This window comes from Cryobacterium sp. TMT1-2-2 (genome assembly GCF_004403505.1).
Taxonomy (GTDB): Bacteria; Actinomycetota; Actinomycetes; order Actinomycetales; family Microbacteriaceae; genus Cryobacterium; species Cryobacterium flavum.
This window is the reverse complement of sequence record NZ_SOGS01000024.1, coordinates 40,468-58,813: the sequence shown is the minus strand read 5'-3', so window position 1 is coordinate 58,813 and position 18,346 is coordinate 40,468. Positions and strand designations below refer to the sequence as shown.

14 protein-coding genes are annotated in these 18,346 nt (G+C 57.8%); 6 read left to right on the top strand and 8 right to left on the bottom strand.

Translation table 11 applies throughout. From position 1 onward, the window contains the following. The first annotated feature begins 35 nt into the window (after positions 1-35). A complete protein-coding gene (locus E3T35_RS14175; protein WP_134343733.1) occupies positions 36-647 on the top strand; it encodes a dTDP-4-dehydrorhamnose 3,5-epimerase family protein in 612 nt (203 codons plus the stop codon). A 4-nt stretch (positions 648-651) separates the two neighbouring features. Further along, positions 652-1,512 carry a glucose-1-phosphate thymidylyltransferase RfbA gene (gene rfbA, locus E3T35_RS14170; protein ID WP_134343732.1) on the top strand — a complete coding sequence of 287 codons (861 nt, stop codon included), beginning with the start codon at positions 652-654 and terminating at the stop codon, positions 1,510-1,512. 80 nt (positions 1,513-1,592) lie between these two features. Here rfbA and E3T35_RS14165 read toward each other — a convergent pair whose 3' ends face one another. From E3T35_RS14165 to E3T35_RS14135, 7 genes are all read right to left on the bottom strand, one after another. After that, positions 1,593-2,561 carry an NAD-dependent epimerase/dehydratase family protein gene (locus E3T35_RS14165; protein WP_134343731.1) on the bottom strand — a complete coding sequence of 323 codons (969 nt, stop codon included), beginning with the start codon at positions 2,559-2,561 and terminating at the stop codon, positions 1,593-1,595. Next, the gene (locus E3T35_RS14160) at positions 2,558-3,553 is read right to left on the bottom strand and encodes a glycosyltransferase (protein ID WP_134343730.1); all 996 of its coding nucleotides are present in this window, start codon (positions 3,551-3,553) and stop codon (positions 2,558-2,560) included. The genes E3T35_RS14165 and E3T35_RS14160 overlap by 4 nt, the downstream gene beginning before the upstream one ends. A gap of 96 nt (positions 3,554-3,649) precedes the next feature. Continuing rightward, the gene (locus E3T35_RS14155; protein WP_134379709.1) at positions 3,650-5,941 is read right to left on the bottom strand and encodes a hypothetical protein; all 2,292 of its coding nucleotides are present in this window, start codon (positions 5,939-5,941) and stop codon (positions 3,650-3,652) included. Beyond that, entirely contained in the window at positions 5,941-6,777 is an 837-nt protein-coding gene (locus tag E3T35_RS14150; protein WP_134343728.1) for a glycosyltransferase family A protein, read from the bottom strand. The genes E3T35_RS14155 and E3T35_RS14150 overlap by 1 nt, the downstream gene beginning before the upstream one ends. Then, positions 6,774-7,274, bottom strand: coding sequence for a GtrA family protein (locus E3T35_RS14145; protein ID WP_241987573.1), 501 nt, complete (start codon positions 7,272-7,274; stop codon positions 6,774-6,776). The genes E3T35_RS14150 and E3T35_RS14145 overlap by 4 nt, the downstream gene beginning before the upstream one ends. 57 nt (positions 7,275-7,331) lie before the next feature. Beyond that, positions 7,332-8,189, bottom strand: a complete 858-nt coding sequence (locus tag E3T35_RS14140) for a glycosyltransferase family 2 protein (protein WP_134343727.1) — start codon at positions 8,187-8,189, stop codon at positions 7,332-7,334. Then, positions 8,186-9,325 carry a glycosyltransferase family 1 protein gene (locus E3T35_RS14135; protein WP_166789978.1) on the bottom strand — a complete coding sequence of 380 codons (1,140 nt, stop codon included), beginning with the start codon at positions 9,323-9,325 and terminating at the stop codon, positions 8,186-8,188. The genes E3T35_RS14140 and E3T35_RS14135 overlap by 4 nt, the downstream gene beginning before the upstream one ends. Before the next feature lie 172 nt (positions 9,326-9,497). Here E3T35_RS14135 and E3T35_RS19485 point away from each other — a divergent pair, with 172 nt between their 5' ends. The 4 genes from E3T35_RS19485 to E3T35_RS14115 all read left to right on the top strand — a co-directional run bounded on the left by E3T35_RS19485 (position 9,498) and on the right by E3T35_RS14115 (position 17,119). After that, positions 9,498-11,834 (top strand): hypothetical protein, encoded by a 2,337-nt coding sequence (locus E3T35_RS19485; protein ID WP_174777100.1) that lies wholly within the window; start codon positions 9,498-9,500, stop codon positions 11,832-11,834. An 86-nt stretch (positions 11,835-11,920) separates the two neighbouring features. Next, positions 11,921-13,741 carry a hypothetical protein gene (locus E3T35_RS14125; protein WP_134379707.1) on the top strand — a complete coding sequence of 607 codons (1,821 nt, stop codon included), beginning with the start codon at positions 11,921-11,923 and terminating at the stop codon, positions 13,739-13,741. Positions 13,742-14,514: 773 nt separating this feature from the next. Continuing rightward, positions 14,515-15,651, top strand: a complete 1,137-nt coding sequence (locus tag E3T35_RS14120; RefSeq protein WP_166789977.1) for a glycosyltransferase family 1 protein — start codon at positions 14,515-14,517, stop codon at positions 15,649-15,651. After that, positions 15,644-17,119: a glycosyltransferase family 1 protein gene (locus E3T35_RS14115; RefSeq protein ID WP_166789976.1), complete on the top strand. Its 1,476-nt coding sequence runs from the start codon at positions 15,644-15,646 to the stop codon at positions 17,117-17,119. Before E3T35_RS14120 ends, E3T35_RS14115 begins: the two co-directional genes overlap by 8 nt. On the opposite strand, the gene E3T35_RS14110 is transcribed toward E3T35_RS14115, so the two are convergent. After that, positions 17,116-18,330, bottom strand: a complete 1,215-nt coding sequence (locus E3T35_RS14110; RefSeq protein WP_134343723.1) for a glycosyltransferase family 2 protein — start codon at positions 18,328-18,330, stop codon at positions 17,116-17,118. The two genes, E3T35_RS14115 and E3T35_RS14110, sit on opposite strands and share 4 nt — an antisense overlap. Between the last annotated feature and the right edge of the window lie 16 nt (positions 18,331-18,346).

Sequence of the window (18,346 nt, the reverse complement as noted above, 5' to 3'; positions counted from 1 at the left end):
TGATTGTATCGGACAGCGATTGGTAGACTCCGAACGTGCAAATTCGCGAGCTCTCGATCCCCGGTTCCTACGAAGTCACCCCAAGGCAGTTTGGTGATGATCGGGGTGTGTTCCTCGAATGGTACCGATTCGATCATTTAGGCGAGGCGATTGGGCACCCGCTCAAACTCGCCCAGGCCAATACTTCAGTGTCGAAGCGAGGGGTGGTACGAGGTATCCACTTTGCCGACATACCGCCGGGACAAGCCAAGCATGTCACTGTGACCCGCGGCGCGGTGCTGGATTTCATCGTAGACCTGCGCGTGGGCTCGCCGGCCTTCGGCACCTGGGATTCGGTTCGCCTTGATGAGCAGGATCGTCGTGCTGTCTACATCCCTGAGGGTGTTGGCCACGCTTTTGTAGCGCTTACCGACGACGCCACGGTCAGTTATCTGGTGACCAGCGTGTTTGATGCCGGCCGCGAGCATGGGATCAACCCGCTCGATCCTGAAATTGGACTCGTTTTTCCGGCCGAATTGGGAAATCCACTCGTGTCGGAAAAGGACGAGCTGGCGCCCAGCCTCGGGGAGGCCCTGGAATCGGGACTTCTTCCAACGTGGGAGGCTTCACAGGCCTTCTACGCCTCTCTCAACACGGAAAGAAACTAAACACATGCGCGGCATTATTTTGGCAGGGGGGTCGGGCACTCGTTTGTGGCCCATCACCAAGGGGATCTCCAAGCAGCTCATGCCCATTTATGACAAGCCGATGATTTACTATCCGCTATCAACGCTGATGATGGCGGGTATCAACGAGATTCTGATCATTACAACACCGGAATATAACAGTCAGTTTCGTGCCCTGCTGGGCGACGGATCACAGCTTGGCGTTAGCATCAGCTACGCTGTGCAGGACTCGCCGGATGGTCTGGCTCAGGCGTTCATCATCGGTGAAGAATTCATCGGCGACGACAGCGTCGCCCTGGTACTCGGCGACAATATTTTTCATGGATCCAAACTCGGCACTGCGCTGCGTCAAAATGAGGCCACTGTCGGGGCCACGATTTTCGCGTATCACGTGTCAAATCCGACTTCCTATGGAGTCGTCGAATTCGACGACGACTTTCGGGCAGTGTCCATCGAAGAAAAGCCGGAGATCCCGCGTAGCAATTACGCAGTGCCTGGTCTCTACTTCTACGACAATGACGTCATTCAGATCGCCAAAGCGATCAAGCCGAGCGCACGCGGTGAGCTTGAAATCTCGACGATCAATGAGGTGTATCTGAATCGGGGAACTCTGACCGTGCAGGTTCTCGATCGGGGAACCGCGTGGCTGGATACCGGGACGTTTGAGTCGATGATGCAGGCAAGTGAATATGTGAAGGTCATCGAAGACCGTCAGGGTTTCAAAATCGGTTGCATAGAGGAAATCGCGTGGCGAGCCGGATGGATTAATGACGACCAACTCGCAGCACTTGCGGCGCCCTTGAACAAGAGCGGTTATGGGCGATATTTGGCCAAGCTGCTCTCTTAGCTCACGTGCCCAGAAACTGGTTGATTCCCCTCGCTTGTGCGCTGGTTAGTTCTTGGACGACCTGAGGCCGCTCGTAGAAGTCAATTTGCCGCTTGTAGTCGGAAAAGAATATCCTGCATGGTGTTGCGGATACCGACAGGCAGTGGCGTTAGATTTCGCTCATCGAGATCGGTCCAGACTACCGACTTCAGCCTCAGGTCGACCGCTTGGAGTGCTCCAGCTGCCGAGTATCCCAGCATGACATGCGGGTGATTTTTTGAGATCGAACGAAACAATCCCAGCAGGGTGCTGATTGTCACGGATTGTCCCGAAACCAGATTTTTCATTGTGTGCACAGTCGTTCCGGCATCGCTCAGAATGAGGGTGCGGTCGAGACCATCCAGAATTAACTCAGCGCAGTCGCGAACATAAATATAATCGCGGGATGTTTCCAGAGGTACAAAGATCGACGCTGGTTGGGTGCCAAATTGTGCTTTGGCGATGTGCGAGATGAGCCCTTGCATCTTTGTGAGACGTTGGCCCGGACCGTAGATGTTCGAGATCCTTCCCGCTAACGTCGAAATGCGCGCGGGAGCGAGCACCCTCGTCATGACCTGCTCTGCGTCGAGTTTGAACTGGCCGTAGCCGGAGAGCGGATGTGGCTCGGTCAACTCGGAGAAGGGCGGCTCGGGCGAGCCGGCATAGATACCTCCGGCAGAGGAAGCATAGAAGAAAGCTCCCGATTGCTGGCCTCCAGTTGCCGCAACGGTCGAAGCGATGGAGCTCACGATGAGGCGGAATTGTTCCAGTTCGCGTTCTATCTGTTCCGCACTGCTAGAGGTCACGACGGCACCTGCAGCCCACACGATCGCCCATCGGGATTGGGAGATACGGGACTGGTCAAGAAGTAGGTTCGTTGCTCGATTCACAGCGGCAACCATGCGTGCGTCGTCCGTCCACGGAAGTGATGGCACGTCGAGAACTGCCCACCCCGGTCGGTCCTCGACGGCCGAGACAATTGCGCTGCCCAGTAGACCCCGTGAACCAATAACCCAGACCAGAGAGGTCATTGGCGACCTTGAGCCGCGCGGCCCATCGGACCGTTTTGCGGGTCAGACGTAATAAGGTAGGGCGGCTTGCCCATCGCCATATTGACATTGACGCCGATGTACTCGGCGATGATGCCCAGCGAGAATAGGACCGCCCCCGACGTGAGCAGTTGAACAACAATCATCGATGCCCAACCCTGGGTGTCAACGCCGCCCGTGATGCGCGCAATGAGGATAACGATTGCAACGACGATGCCTATCGCGGCAAACAGGACGCCAAGCACGCTGACCAGCCTGAGGCCGCGCGTGCCACTGGATATGATCATTCGCAAGAAATGCGAGAACAAACGACGTGCGGAGTACCCGGACCGACGTTCACCTTCATCACGCAGGGTTACGGGCGAGGTCACGACCTTCGTCGCAACCCAGCTCATTGCGACGTCCAGGTACACACCAGACCCTGAGTAGGCGGCAATGCTGCGGCCGATGGTCCCAAGCATGAGACGGTAACTTTGGTAGTCGGCAGCATTGGCACTCCCGAAGAATCGCGTCAAGATCCACTTGGCTCCCTTGGAAGCAGCATTTCGCACAACCCCGTGTGGCGCTGGATTGAGTGGCTTGGCGTAAACGACATCGGCTTGCTCACGCAGGGCGGTATCCAGGAGCCCGCCAATCTCCAGGGGATTGTGCTGGCCATCCTCGTCAAGCGTAACGATCCATTCGCTCCCACTCGATGCCATGCCGGCGAGCGTCGCTGCGTGCTGGCCGTAATTCTTACTCAACCAGATTGCGCGAACGAAATCGTACTTCGTAGCCAACTCGCGCATGACACGGTCAGACTGGTCTGGTCCGTGATCGTGTACGAGGATCACCTCGCTGACTACGAAATGATGTCCCTCAGCGGAGGCAGTTTCGACCGTCAGCGGCGTGATTTCCGCGACGATTTCCGCGAGGGTCTTCTCGCCTTGATAGACCGGTACAACGATTGAGACTGTGTGCGGTTTAGTGTCCACGCTTGGTTTTCCTATCCGCTATTACGACTGATCTCGTCGCAGCATCCGTTTGAAGGTCCGGCGTCTTGGGTAAGGGGATTGCTCTCAGCGGCCAGATCATTGTCCGGCCCCCGAACTGCGGAGCGCGCCCAGAAACTGGACTACCTCATCCGGAACGAGACGCAGGTGCGACACCGTTATTGGTCCGGTGAGTCCAGAAATATGAAGGTTCGTCGTGCCAGGAGCTGCGGAAACCGGTAGGCGAACCGTACCCACGCCGTCCTTCAGGGTAACGGATACCTTCGATCCTTGCCCGTCGACCCACGCTTTGAGGTTCGCTTTGGGGTCAGCGGTGATAGTGAGCTGGGCTTCAAGTGAGACGGAATCAGTCGTGGTATTCGTGAGCCGAATTTTCGCATTGGAGAGGGCAGTTCCCCACTCGGGAAGGCCATCGGTACTGGACAGCGACTCGAAGTCAGGTTCGAAGTATCCAGTAACAGGTTGGGTGATGAGGCGAGTGATGGATTCAAGCTCGGTGGGAGGAATCGTTTCGCTGATTGTTTTAGCCAGATCCTGCAGATTAAAGAACGTAAACCGCTCGGACTCGCTCACCAGGGGCGTGTGGCCAAGGAGAGACGTCCATCCTGCCTCGAGGAGTGCAGCGTGATCTGGCAGCGCATTCCGGTCCACCATTATTCCAGCAAAGCCTGAGGCCGCGGCAAGATTAGCAACATCCTCGGGACGGTACTGCTCAAGAGCCAAGGGGTAGTCAGATCTCGGCCGTCCCTTAATTCCGCCAGCAGACCAGGAGATGTTCTCGGAGAGAAGGTAGGGGATCAATCCCTCCGAGCCCAGAACGCCTGTGACGGAAGAACTTTCGGGGAATGGAACATAGGGCAACTGCAGAATCATGGATCCGGAGCGGATACCCGTAAGTGCGGTGTCGATCCACACTGTGTCAGCATCGAAGGCTTTCGCTGCGGCTATTCGACCGGCCGTAACATCGCTCGGAGTTTGATCGACGAAGGCCACGACGAGCAGCAGGCTGGCCATGCCTGCAGCGACAACTGCACGAACCGAAAGCCGCCAATTGAACCTGCGGGCGGCATTTGCGATCAACCGATCCAACACAAGACCGACAATACCCAGCGCAAGAATCAGCATGACTATTGACATCCGGTTCCAGCCGCGAAGGCTGCTGGTGAAAAACGAGATTACGGTGGAGAGGCCACCGACCGTGGCGAAGAGAAAAGCTACGAACAGGAGCCCGCCGAGGTCGCCCACTCGGTTGAGTAACAGTTGCTGGTGTTCACCACGCCCGGCGCTGGCGTCACGCTCTGTTCGCCGCCGGGCGATTGCGAGATAGGCAATCGTCAGGAATCCGATCACGAGGCCCAACGCGCCGAGTGCTCCGAGTGCTGGTCGCTCGGACAGCAACGGGTAGTAATTGTCGTAGAGTTCCCGAAAATGTCTGAGTTCGGGAATCCGGTGACCAGGCCACGGCATGATGAGCTGAGTCAGCTTCAGGGCATAGATTTCCGCCTCAGGGGCAGAACGAGCGAGTCCCGCAGCATTCGCACCGTTGAATATGCCGTACAAAATGTCCGGCAGCATGTTGAGAAACATAACGCCAGCCGTGAACGCACCCAATCCCGCAGCTCCCCAGAAACGTGCCCAGGAACCGTCTCGAATAAGGACTGCGATACCGGCGAAGGCGAGGAGGACCAGAAAGAAGATTCCATAGTATGACCCAGATGACGCAAGAAGCGTGGTGAAGAGGAGACTACGGCTGGTCGGGCTAAAAATCACGGCCAACCATTTGTTTTGCGAGCGGCCGCGACCCCATAGACGCCCGCCTGACAGCAAAATCACCAACAAACCTGCACCGAGCGGTACCGCGTAGTAAGAGGCAAGCCACAGATGCCCCTCGCCGCGCATGAAGTGGTACGGGGCCACGGCGAACGCTGTGGCGAGGGCTACGGTCAGGGCTCTGGACACTCCGACGGTACGGAAGAACCAGACGGCACCGAGCGCAGCCAAGGGGAAACCGATTATGTAGTAGACGTTCAAAGCAACGGGCCATTGATCGGTGAATAGCCCAATGATGTTGGCAACGACTAGGTGGAGGTTGTCCGCCGTGGGGAAATCGTTGTATGTCTGGCCGTATGGGGCGCCGAGCAGGCCCTGGTACTCGTACCAGCCGGTTTGCAATACCGTTTTGAAATGCGCGCCCGTCGCGAGAGCGTCGCCGTTGTATTCAAACGGCGCATTCAGGCGCGCGCCCTTGAGATCGATGGCAAACCAAGTGACGATCGATGAAACAAGCGCGGTGACGAGATACAGGAGAGCGTCTGTGTGTGTCCACAGTCGTTCCGGAATGCTCGTGCGTTTAGTGACCTCGTTCGCCATTAATTGCCCCGGTTCATTCTTCGTCGCAACAGAATGTAGGCAAGTCGCCTCGCAAAGGACATGGCATAAGCACGTGCATTACCGAGGAGGACATCGCCGCCATTAACGACGTTGGGATGATCGAGCTTCAACCAACGGTGAAAATCACTCGCTTGTTGAGCCTGCTGACCAGCGAGGCGCACGCTCCACTGGGAATCGCTTATTCTGAATCCGGCCAGTACCTCTGGCACGGCGACGAAGTCGCCTTCCAAAAGAACTCGAACGTAGGTCGCCTCGTCAATGAGGTACGGAAAGCGCGAATCCCACCAGCCAACTCGTTCAAGTACGTCCCGGCGAATTAGGACGCAGGCGGGCTCGCCAAAGATATTGGTTCCAGATCGAACTGTTGCCCGTGCGGCTCGTGCACCGGCCATCTGTCCGCGGAGGCCGGCCAGGCCGCGGCGGGCAATTACGGGCTGGTTGCGAGCGTCTACGATTGATCGCGGCGAGGCGACCAGGACAACGTTGGAGGCCGACTTCATCGCTGCAACCTGTTTGGCCAGGATATCGGGGTGGATAAGATCGTCGCCGCAGACAAGTTTCAGGTAGGTTCCGGTCGCGGCTTGGCTAACACGGTTCCAATTTCGTAGTGCCCCTCCACCGGCTTCCGTGTCCAGGATCACCAGGCGCGGTTCGTGCCGGAACTTCTCTATGACGGCTTTTGTCGAGTCTGTGGATGAGTGGTCAGAAACGATGACCTCGAAATCTTCGAACGTCTGCGCAAAAACCGAAGCGAGGGTTTCCTCAAGGTACTCGGCATTGTTGTAGGCGGGGATAACGACGGAAACCGTGGTCACTCTGAGCTCATTTCTGGTACGTCTGACTGCGACGCTCTGGGGCGCCGAAAGGAAAAATTGCGGTGGCCGACGAAGCTGACCATTGTGGTGACAAAGACAATCAGAGCTTGAGCGACAATCGGTTCAAGTCCGAACAGTTCGACCAAGATCGGGAGAAGTATTGCGTTGATGCCGAGTGCGACTAGATACACCATCTCGAATCGCGCGAGATCGCGCCAGACATGCCCTCGTACACGGAACACGAAGCGCCGGTAGAGCACGAATGCGCAGAGCACGCTCGCGACGTGAGCACAACCCAGAGCGGCCATGTAGCCGAAGGCGCTTCCCACCGTGAATTGAAAGATCGCAAACCAGGCAAATCCAACGATGGTGTTCACGGCTCCGACAAGCAGGAAGGCGACTCGATAGTCCTTAACGACTCGTAGTAAAAGGCCGGGTGCACCCTGCATGCCCGCGGGGGGCTCTGGAAGCTCGTCGGCGGGCAGTGTCGAATTCATATCCTCGAGAGTTTCCTGGATGATCGGGCACCGATGAGGACCAGTGTCCTCTGGAGTCTACATTCCATTGCGTTGCCTGCCGCCGATGACGCGTGCGCGGAGGTACAGCGCGGCTTTCAGAATCATTCGGAGCGGCCAGAGGTACCAACCGGAATAGCGGTTCTCTAAATAGAGGTACGCACTGTTGTGATGTGCCCGAACCATGCGTGTTCGCGCCTGCTCCGTTGAATGAGCCCCGGTATGAACGACGATCGCGGACGGTACGAAGATATTCTCACGCCCGGTCAGTGCGATGCGCCGGCCCAGGTCGACGTCCTCAAAGTACATGAAGAACCGCTCGTCGAAACCGTTCAAAGTGTCAAACACTTCGCGAGAAAGCAGCAAACACGCCCCGGATAGCCAACCGGTGGCACGTTCGAGCTGGTAGCTGGATGCGTCATCGAGATACCGTTGCGACCAGGGGTTTCCGGCCCAGGTTTTATGGAGAAGAGCGTGGCCAATGCCGGTGCGAAGCGAGGGTTGTCGACGTGCCGACGGATAAACCTCGCCGTCGGCACCGACGATTCGCGGACCAAAAGCCGCACCAGTCGGGATCAGTCGAGCTGAAGCAAGGAGTCGATCGATGCTGTCTGGCTCAAAAGTCACGTCGGGATTGACCACGACAATCCACTCGATATCGGGGTTCAGCGTGCTCGTCACCGCATTGATCGCGGCACCATAGCCGACGTTTTCGCTCATCTCATGCAAGAGCACGGAGGGATACCCCACCAAGACAGGCTGAAGATTCACATCACTACCGAGGCTGTTGTCCGCAATGTGGATCTCATAGGGCTGTGATACGGCAGTCGGAACGGAGTTGAGAAGGTTGGAGATGATTCCGGACGACCTGAAGGTCACGGTGATAACAGCGATCATCCCTGCACCACCGTTGATTCATGCCCGACATATGCTGCGAGGTGTATCCGGGCGCTGCGAACCCAAGTAAAGCTGAGTGAGCGGTGCAGCGCCTCGTCGCGCAATGATGCTGAGTCTTCGGGATGTTCAATCACGCGTACGATAGCGGCCGCTATGGATACATCGTCGATCTCCGTATAGAGAACGGCATCCCCTCCCACCTCGGGCAGAGCGAGCCGACGGGTGGTGATCACCAACGCACCACTCGCCATTGCTTCGAGTACGGGCAACCCGAAACCTTCACCGAGGCTTGGATAGACGACGGCGAGCGCCCCATGGAGAAAGGACGGGAGCGCGTCGATCGGGAGGTAACCGGGCTGGATTATCCGCACCGTGCCTTGTGCTGCGGTGACCTCCGCGGCTATCGCTGTGTCCCAACCGGCTCCGCCGGCGAGAACCAAAACAGGAGCTGGATGTCTAGTTGCCACTAAAGCCATCGCCCGGATGAGTGCCGGAATGTTCTTGCGTGGTTCCAGGGTTCCGAGGAAAGCAATGTACGGTTCTTCCCCGAGCCCGATACTGGCGCGAGCGGTGGAACGCTCGGCCGCGGAGGGTGTGTGAAAAATCGACGTATCCACGCCGTGGTGAGCGACCAAGACCTGAGCAGGAAAGCCCGGTAGGTAGTTGGAAAGCTCGCGCGCAGTAGCCGCGCTGGGCACGACGACGGCGTCCGCGCCATTAACAGCCCGCTTGGTCCAGAACCGAAAGAAAGCACCCTTCAGCCGGGAATGAACCTGCGGGTCGCTGAAGAAAGTGGCGTCGTGGATCGTGACAACTCGGCGGAACGAGCCAACGAGCGGCATCGTGTAATGCGGAGAGTGCACGACAGTCGCACCGATCCGACGTGCAAGGAGCGGCAAGCCACTCTGCTCCCAGAGGAACCGCGCCGCACGGGATTGACACGCGCGCGGCAACTCGACGAGCGCGAATTCGGGGAAAGATTCCCGGAAGAACGCAGCATCTCGACTCTGACAGACGATGGTCACGCGCGCACCCGCTGCGGTCAAACCGCCAAGCAGGCCCTCGACGTAGCGTCCCACTCCGCCTCGTGCCTTCGGGAGCGCAGTGGCATCGAACAGAATACTTTCTTCAGGCACGTGTATTTTCCTCTAGACGACAGCCGGGACCGTCATAGTCTAATTGCGTACCTTCGGGCCAGTTGATTAACAAGCGCACGACTTGTGATTCCTTCAGCCTGCCCCGTTGCCTATGTGATAATGAGCTAGCAGACCTTTGATTTTCGAAGTAGACGCGGAAACGAGTAAATCAATGCCTCTCCACACCGACGGTAGTGCCAGAAAGCCGCGGCGGGGTCACCTGCAACGCCTAGTCGCAGTCGTAATCACGCTTGTGACGGCTGCGAGTCTGCTGGTCGCGCTCACTCCGCCTGCGCCGGCCGAAGCGCTCGATGGATCGGGTTTCAACGCCGGAAACATTATTAGCGATGGAGTCTTCTACGACCAGGGTTCGATGTCTGAATCCCAGATACAGGTATTCCTGAATGCTCAGGTGCCAATGTGCCGTTCCGGGTACACCTGCTTGAAGAATTACTCCGAAGTAACTACTTCGCACCCGGCCGACAGCCGGTGTGGCGCCTATCAGGGTGGGGGGCAGAGCAGCGCTGCGATTATCTACGCCGTCAGCCAAGCCTGTGGCATAAACCCGCAAGTGCTCCTCGTTCTTCTCGAAAAGGAACAGGGCCTCGTGACCGATTCCTGGCCCACGGACCGCCAATATCGCAGCGCAACGGGTTATGGCTGCCCTGACACCGCCGATTGCGATGCTGCGTACTACGGCTTCTACAACCAGGTCTACAACGCTGCCCACCAGTACAAGAACTACCAAGCCAACCCAAATAACTGGTCCTACCGTGCTGGTCGCGCGAACACGATCCAGTGGCATCCCAATGCTGCGTGCGGTACGTCGAGCGTCTACATCGAAAATCAGGCAACGGCCGCTCTCTATATTTATACGCCCTACCGGCCCAACGCAGCGGCCCTCAGCAATCTGTACGGCCTGGGCGATTCGTGCTCGTCGTATGGGAACCGCAACTTCTGGCGGATATTCACATCTTGGTTCGGAAGTACTCAGGCAAGCGGTGACCTCGTGAAGAGTGCCGACTCTCCGAGCATTTTTCTCATCGTGGGATCGACCAAACATCACGTGCCTTCGCAGGCAGTGCTCGAAAGTTTGCGTCCTCTGTATCCGTATCGAACCGTTGCCGCCTCGTACTTGGATGCCTTGCCAACAGGAAACACCGTTGGCGCACTGTTCCGCGACCCGGGCACGGGGGATATTTTTCTCTTTGAGAATGGTGTCAAGCACCGCTTCGCCACCTGTGAACTCGTGTCTCTGCTCGGAATGAGCTGTGGAAATACCGTTGATCTCTTGCCGTCGCAGCTAGCCAAGTTCCCCACGGGTGGCGAAGTCGCGCCGTTCGTGAAATCAGCCTTAAACCCGACGGTTTACTATCTCGATTCGGGAAAGAAGCGGTCGATTTCGACGTGGTCGATAGTCGCCGCACTGTACGGGCAGCAGGCCCCATTCATCTACACGGCCTCCGATGCCCTCATGAACTCCTACCCAGCGGGCCCAGCCCTTTTGGCTCCCGGAACTCTCGTCAAGGGTGCGTCTACTCCAGATATCTACATGATCGACGGAACAGGCGCAAAAATTCCGGTGTCCTCGTTTGATACGGCCGCTGATCTCGGAATAAATGGCTGGAGTACGCAATCTGAAGAATTAATGGCCGCGTATCCAACAGCGTCACAGCCGCTGACCAACGTCATTCAGTGCGGGGAACGCCGCTACATTGGCGGGAGTGGTCGACTGACTGCCCTGGCATCGAATGAAGTCGCGGCCCTTCCTGTCACCGCGGTGAGTCCGATCACGTGCGATGCGCTCCCAATGTCTGGCCAAACTGTTGACGGGTTGCTGTTTGTAACGACGGTTTCCGACGCGACGGTTTATCTAATCGATGGGGGTAAGTCTCGAGCGATCGACAGTTGGTCCACGGTGGCAGCTCTCAATGGCAACCGCGGACCGACCATCGTGAAGATCAGTCGTTTTGCATTCAACTCCCTACCGCGCGGAGCCGAAATGTTGGCTCCCGGCACTCTCGTGAAGGCAGCAAGCAATCCGTCTGTGTTCCTCGTAGACGGACTGGCTCGAAAAGTTGCCGTGGACTCATTTGGGATTACGAGCGAGCTTGGCATCGCTGGGTATACAACGCCATCAGACGCACGCTTGGCGACATATGGCACCGATACCACGCCATTGAAGATCGTGGTCAAATGTGGCGACGCCTACTTCATTGGAGGTCACGGCAAACTGTGGAAGCTATCATCACCAGACGGATTCGGTCTGGCCGCTACCGCGCTAAGCACCATCACGTGTGATGTCATACCGCACTCGCCGATAGTAGTAGCGGGCAATTTCTTCGTGAAGGATCCCGCCGGTTCTACGGTGTATCAGCTGTCTGGTGGTCAGAAGCGGCCCATCGAATCATGGGGGCGGCTGATTGCATTGAGCGGGAGTACTGAACCAACGATCGTGACGATTAGTGGTGGTCCGTTGGCGACCATTCCGACGGGTCCCTCCGCATAGTGCAGTTTCTGCATGGTAAGAATCGAAGAAACGCTCCACGGAGCCTACAGAAAGTGAACATGTCAGCTACTAAAAGGCACAACCGTGTGCTCACGACCGCCTCGATCGTGAGTGCGGTTATTGTCCATGTAGCTTTGCAGTGGGGGGCACTGTTCGCCCGATCTGATTTCTCGTTCAGTTCCTTTCGCGCCTACTTTGCAGGCGATCAACTTTCCTATATGTCCATGGTGGTTAATGCCTCGCAGGGTGAGCTCGCAAATGTCGAGCCGTTTACGCAGACCGGCACGAATAGCTACCCGCATCTGTATTACTACTTTCTAGGCACGGTGTCGCGGATTGTCGGCATTAGCCCGCTTCAGGCATGGGCCGTCGGTGGGCTGATATCTCAGATGATCCTTGTGGCGGTGCTCGCCACCGCGCTCGTGCTACTCAGCCGCCGGTGGTGGGCTGCGCTGCTTGCGCCAATCCCGTTCATCCTCGGGACATTTTCTGTTTTTCTGTCTGACAGTTGGTTCACGGCGATGGACTCCCACGCGGTACTGTGGGGCCCCTTCGGCGTGCTCTTTACACTGAACGGCGAATCGGTGGGACTCTGCATGGGGGCGGCGGCCCTGCTGCTGATCCTCATCGCCTTTCTCAGGGTGCGCCAGCCTTGGGCTCGGATCCTTCTGGTCTGCATCGCGAGCCTGACCGTCGGCCTCCTTGCCAACGTTCAGACCTACGCGTTCTTGACCGTGATCTACCTTCTGTCTTACGTCGTGGCGGCATATGTCATAGTCACAGCGCGCCGTCCGCGTCTCCTTGCGGGAATATCGCTGGTTTTGGTAGCGGGGCTGTTTATCGTTGGTCCTCTCATCGCTGCGGAGGCCGGTCCGCTCGTCACTTTGGTACTAGGGCTGATTCCGACAGTGCCAGGCTGGATCGCGCTAATCGCGAGATCCAGAGGCTTGGTGGCCGTGTTCATCCTGCTAGCAGGGCTCGCAGCACTACCCCAGCTGCTGGGGACGGCGCAGGGCATTCTCGGTGATGATCCATTCCTGACCTACCGCGTAGCGTCCAGTAAGAACTTGGGAGTAGATTGGCGTGGCATCGTCGGATCACTCGGTATTTCAATTCCTTTACTCGCGACGCTCGCTGCGGGGCTGCATCGGAAGAATATGCTGTGGATCGCTTATCCGGTGGGCGCGCTGGCGGCGTGGATTCTCGGAGCAACGAACGACGTATGGGGAGCAAATCAGGAACCGTATCGGTTCTGGCTCGATCTGTTCGTTCTCATTTCCATCTCTGCACTGCCGATCTTCGTCCTAGCGGCTCTCAGCTACTTCCGGCCCCGACCGGAGAGGCCAACATCGGAGTCGGAGTCGGAGTCGGAGTCGGACTTGGGCTTGGCTCCTGGCGTCCGGAGCAAGACGACCCTCGTTGCGACGTGGGTTTTTGCTCTTTGCGTTTCTACCGCGGCAGTGTCCGCCGTGGACTTCGCCCGGTTCGCTGTAGATACCACGTACCACTCACTCTGGAGCTACGACAACCCCAGGGACCACGCCATTGGCCAACTTGGAAAAGAGGCCGACGCGGCGCAAACGCGTGGTCTCATTGTCGCGGACCCGTGCGTGGACGTGCTCGCAATGAAGATCACGTCCGGTGCCCCGGTTGCTGATTACAACGTCGGTATGGCTTGGCCAGCCGATCATGATGCAGTGCATGCCGTCATGATCGAGCGGGGGGAAAATATACTCTCCATCGAACACGCGCACGCTGCAGGAGTGGAATGGGCCATTACCGACACAGCCTGTGCGGTGGACTGGGCGGCAACCTACGCGGATGATCTGAAAGCGGTCAGTTCCGTTGTCTACTATGAAAACGAGGTTGGTGAGCAGGAAAGGATCCAGCTGTGGAAAATTCAGTAATAGCCCTTGTTCGATCGGATTGGCGCGACATCCGACCTGACTCTCACCTGTTGAACCGCACATCGGCATTGTAGAACGGACGTAAATACCGTGGAATATGAACCCATTGAAGAATTGCGGAAACGGCTGGCTGCTGCAGAAGCGGAGCGCGACGATCTCAGGGCGCGCATAAATGCCGATCTGAATGACACCGTGACGGACTGGCTCGTATCGGTTGTGGCCTACGCGACGGTTGTCCCGGATGTACACAACACCGTCTCTTGGCGCGTCACGCGTCCGCTTCGGCTTGTTCGAACCTTTCAACTAAAAGTTTCTCAGGTTGGACTTCGACCGGCGGTCGGTATTGTTGCATCCCGGGCTCGTCGCCGACTGGCGCGCGGTCGTACACATTGAATCTGCTGCTTCCGCCGGAAGTGCGTTCTCAAAAGACCGCCATGGAATTAGCGCTTTCTCAGCGGCTTGGCGCGATCGCGCCAGATCTCGGCCTGAGCACGACGTCACTCGAGAGACTTCAAACAGAGGGGTCAGGACCGCTCCTTTGGGAAATTTGCCGTCTGGTGAAGGCTGACTTGACGAGCGACAGGGTCTGGTTGCTGTTCGTCGGCGTTGCCGGGTTGTTCCCTGAGCCCGACGAAGTCCGGTCCCTGCAACGCCAACTCGAACTTGTCGCGACGGCTCAGGTGCACCGAGTAGTTCTGAGTGCCTGTCGTGACTCAGCGATTCGGTACCGATCGCACCTCACCACAATTCGGGTGGTCCGAGAGCAAGTCTTAGTGGACGTCAACTTTTCTGCTCGTACGGGGCACAATAGCGGCGTCCAGCGCGTCGTCCGTGAAACAGCGCGTCGGTGGAGCGTTGACGTTCAGCCGCAATTCGTGGTCTGGACTGACAATGACCGTTCGTTCCGAGACCTGACGACGGCAGAATCCGATCGTCTCCTCGCCGAGGGACCGATTCTTGACGGTTGTCCGATTACCGCCAGAACGGAGATTATTGTTCCCGTTGATTGCATTCTGACCATGATCGAGGTTCCTCAGCGCGAGGAGTGTGCGTCACTGAGTGCTTTAGCCGAGTTCTCAGGCAACAAGCTTGCACTCGTTGTTCACGACATGATCCCGGTAGTGAGCGGCGACATGGTGTCATTCGCCGAATCCGACCGGTTCGTGGAATTTCTTGCCGTTGTCAAGCATGCCGACCGCATTTCGGGTGTGAGCGAGTCGGCAGCCTCCGAGTTTCAAGGATTCATCGACTCGCTCTCATCGCAGGGTCTGACGGGTCCGGTGGTGACGTCTGTCCCGCTTCCGATCGACACCCCAGTGGCGATTTCTCGTCCGGGCGTCAGTCCCAATAAAGATCCCCTAATCCTCTGCGTCGGCAGTGAAGAGCCACGGAAGAATCACCACGCGGTCCTCTTCGCTGCTGAAGTGCTCTGGCGCGAGGGACTGCGATTTCGATTGCGATTCATTGGAGGCGGGAGCGCCTCTTTCATCTACGCTTTTGATCGAGACGTGAAAAGCCTGCGGCGGGCCGGTCACACGATCGAGGTGCTCCGTAACGTCGGCGACGACATCTTGCTGAGCTCGTACAGAGAGGCGTCGTTTTCAGTCTTTCCGTCTCTCCATGAAGGCTTCGGGTTACCGGTCGGCGAGTCGTTAGCGCTTGGACTGCCTGTGATCACATCCAATTTCGGTAGCACAGCTGAAATCGCGTCAGACGGCGGTTGCCTACTCGTTGACCCACGTGATGATCTTGCGATCGCGAGCGCTATGCGAACGCTACTCACAGATCCGGCGTGCCTGGCCCGACTGCGTGCAGAGGCTTTGGCCCGACCTCGGCGAACATGGGACGATTTCTCCAGAGAACTTTGGGCCGAGCTCGTACTCCCTATCCTGGAAAAGAAGAATGAATAAGCTCACTGCACGGACAGAGTTACTCGCAGGAATTCTGCTTTCCGGTGGGTGGGCGTCGTTGTCGAAGTCTCAGCTTGAGCGGACGGTCGGTGCTGCCATCGGAACCAGTGCGGAACGGCTCTGGCTTCTCTTCGCAGTGATGACAGCTACGTTGCCTGTGCAAGACGAGGTCGTCAACCTGGTTCGGATGTCCCGCCTCATGGGCTCGCAGGTGGCGTTTCAGCACGTGCGGCGCCTGGCTCGAACGCGCTTTATTGGACGTTTGGGTAACGAGGTACGGATTCTGCAAGGGGAAACAATCGTTGATGCCCATCATACGGCCCGCTCCGAACTTGCGACAGGTATCCAGAAGGTTGTTCGCAAGACAATCGTGGAGTGGGAAGCCAGCCACACGATCATTCTTGTCGGATGGGACGCGGACTACACGCGATTACGAATGTTGGACGTCGACGAGCGTGAGAACGCACTCTTCGGAACTCGGCCAAACGCGCGACAGGCGCCGCGCCTGAGGGTAACGATCCCGTGGAACTGTGACTACATTCTTCCAGAGCTGGCGACGGAACCGGACCGCACTGCTCGTATTCAGGCGTTGGCGCAATTCTCGAACAACAGACTGCACGTCGTCGGACACGACTGCGTTCCACTTACTACAGCGGAAACTGTGGGGCCCGGAATGGGGGGCGCTTTTGCCAAGAATCTCAGTGCGGTCGCGCGAGCGACCAGAGTTGCAACGACGTCAACCGCATCGACAGCCGAGTACCGCGGATGGCGCACCATGCTGGGTAGCATCGGTGTAGTCGGCCCCGAAATTCAGGAGATCATGCTGCCCACAGCAGCGGAATTCGCCGAGTCCGAGTCCGAGTCCGAGTCCGAGTCCGAGTCCGAGGGTACCCATAGGCGTCCGCCCCTGTTGCTGTGCGTGGGGAGCCACGAACCGCGAAAGAATCACCTTGCAGTACTGCATGCATGTGAACTCTTGTGGCGAGAGAGGCAAGACTTTGAGCTGCTCTTCGTCGGGGGCAATTCATGGAACAGCGACGCTTTTGAGCAGCAACTTGATCGAATGATCGCGTTTGGCCGACCTGTTCGCGTTGCGCGCGGATTGAGTGACCGCCAACTTTGGCAGGCCTATCGTGAGGCCACGTTGACTCTTTTTCCGTCCGTGAACGAGGGGTTTGGCCTACCCGTCGCTGAATCTCTCGCGGTGGGTACGCCAGTAGTCACGAGCAACTTCGGGAGCATGAAGGAAATCGCGGACGCCGGCGGTGGGGCACTCCTGGTAGACCCCAGAGACGATGCCACCTTGGCCGAGGCCATTCGGGAGTTTCTGACAAATTCCGAGCTTAGAGATCGGCTACGGTTGGAGGCCGCTGCACGCACTCAGCGCACCTGGACGCAATATGCAGACGACCTGTGGCATTATTTCGACCCACAGGTCGCATCTGGTTACGCGCCGCGAGTCCCTTAGCGCGAACGCTTCTCTGAACGGTGCAGCAGAGCTGCTCCGAGCCTCCATTTGACGAGGCCGTATGCCCCTCGGTGCTCGAGCTCGTGCAGGCGAGCGCCTAACTCGCCTGCACGGGTAGCCATCGGGCGGAGCTCGTCCTCCACGGTCCTTGCGGCATCAGTGGCTTGGTCGAGTTGACTCCGCAGCGAGGAAATCTCGGCTTCAGCCGAGTCGAGGGCGGCATTGAGCCATCCGGCGTAATCGTGTGCAATGCTAACCGCGATCTTCAAAGGATTCTCGCTGCTGAACTCGTCATCGGGAAGGGATTCAAAATCCGCTCGCGGAATCTGGCACGTGTCTTCGATGGGGCTGTCGGCGGTGGGGGCTGCGGCCAATACGTGCTTCCACCGCTCAATAAATGCCAGACCCGCATGGTCGGACGCAAACCGACGAAAGCGCAGGTCGCGATCAGTCGAAGCGCCAGATAGGTGGGTGGCCCGCGCTTTCGGTTCGACGATTACGTCGAACCCAAGAGACTTGAAGCGAAAGGAAAGATCGGCATCTTCAAAATACGCTGGTCGATAGCGCTTGTCATATCCGCCAATAGCAGAGAAGACCTCATGCCTTACCAATACGGCCGCTCCGGAACCATAGTCTATTGACCGTCGCCGCAGAAATGGGATTGCGGTTGAAGAAGACAGTGAGAGGCCCGCGCCGAGTTGCACTGTACCGGCCGTGCCCAACATTCGCGACCCGGCCTCTTGGAGGGTCCCATCGGGATTGAGCAGCACGGCGGCAACTGCCCCGATGTGATTTTCGCCGGGTGCACGTGGCGCATCCGCTGCATCCACAAGAGCACGGATCATGTCCAGATCCGCGACGGCGTCATCGTTGAGAAAGAGCAGAAAGCGACCTCGGGCGATGGCCGACCCGCGGTTACATCCGTCGCCAAATCCGGTGTTTTCCGGAACGTCGACCAGATGTGCTCCGACTATGTCGGTCGCGACTGTTTGGCGTACATCAGGGCTGGCCCCGTTGAGGACCACGATCACCTCGAAAGGCGGTGGATTTCGCGAGTTAGCGACAGACGCAAGTGCTTGTCGCAGGGGACCGGAAAGTCGCCACGCGAGGACGACGACACTCACGACAGGGGTGGATTCGGGCTTGAAAACGACCTGCGGCACTAGTGGGTGCGCCCAGGTTGATGCGCCAGACAGCGGTGTCTCTTCCATCTACGTCTTTCAGTTT

Coding starts and splice junctions, on each gene's coding strand:
- rfbA (WP_134343732.1), top strand. CDS start 652: ATGCGCGGCATTATTTTGGCAGGGGGGTCGGGCACTCGTTTGTGGCCC.
- E3T35_RS14165 (WP_134343731.1), bottom strand. CDS start 2,561: ATGACCTCTCTGGTCTGGGTTATTGGTTCACGGGGTCTACTGGGCAGC.
- E3T35_RS14155 (WP_134379709.1), bottom strand. CDS start 5,941: ATGGCGAACGAGGTCACTAAACGCACGAGCATTCCGGAACGACTGTGG.
- E3T35_RS14145 (WP_241987573.1), bottom strand. CDS start 7,274: ATGAATTCGACACTGCCCGCCGACGAGCTTCCAGAGCCCCCCGCGGGC.
- E3T35_RS14140 (WP_134343727.1), bottom strand. CDS start 8,189: ATGATCGCTGTTATCACCGTGACCTTCAGGTCGTCCGGAATCATCTCC.
- E3T35_RS19485 (WP_174777100.1), top strand. CDS start 9,498: ATGCCTCTCCACACCGACGGTAGTGCCAGAAAGCCGCGGCGGGGTCAC.
- E3T35_RS14115 (WP_166789976.1), top strand. CDS start 15,644: ATGAATAAGCTCACTGCACGGACAGAGTTACTCGCAGGAATTCTGCTT.
- E3T35_RS14110 (WP_134343723.1), bottom strand. CDS start 18,330: ATGGAAGAGACACCGCTGTCTGGCGCATCAACCTGGGCGCACCCACTA.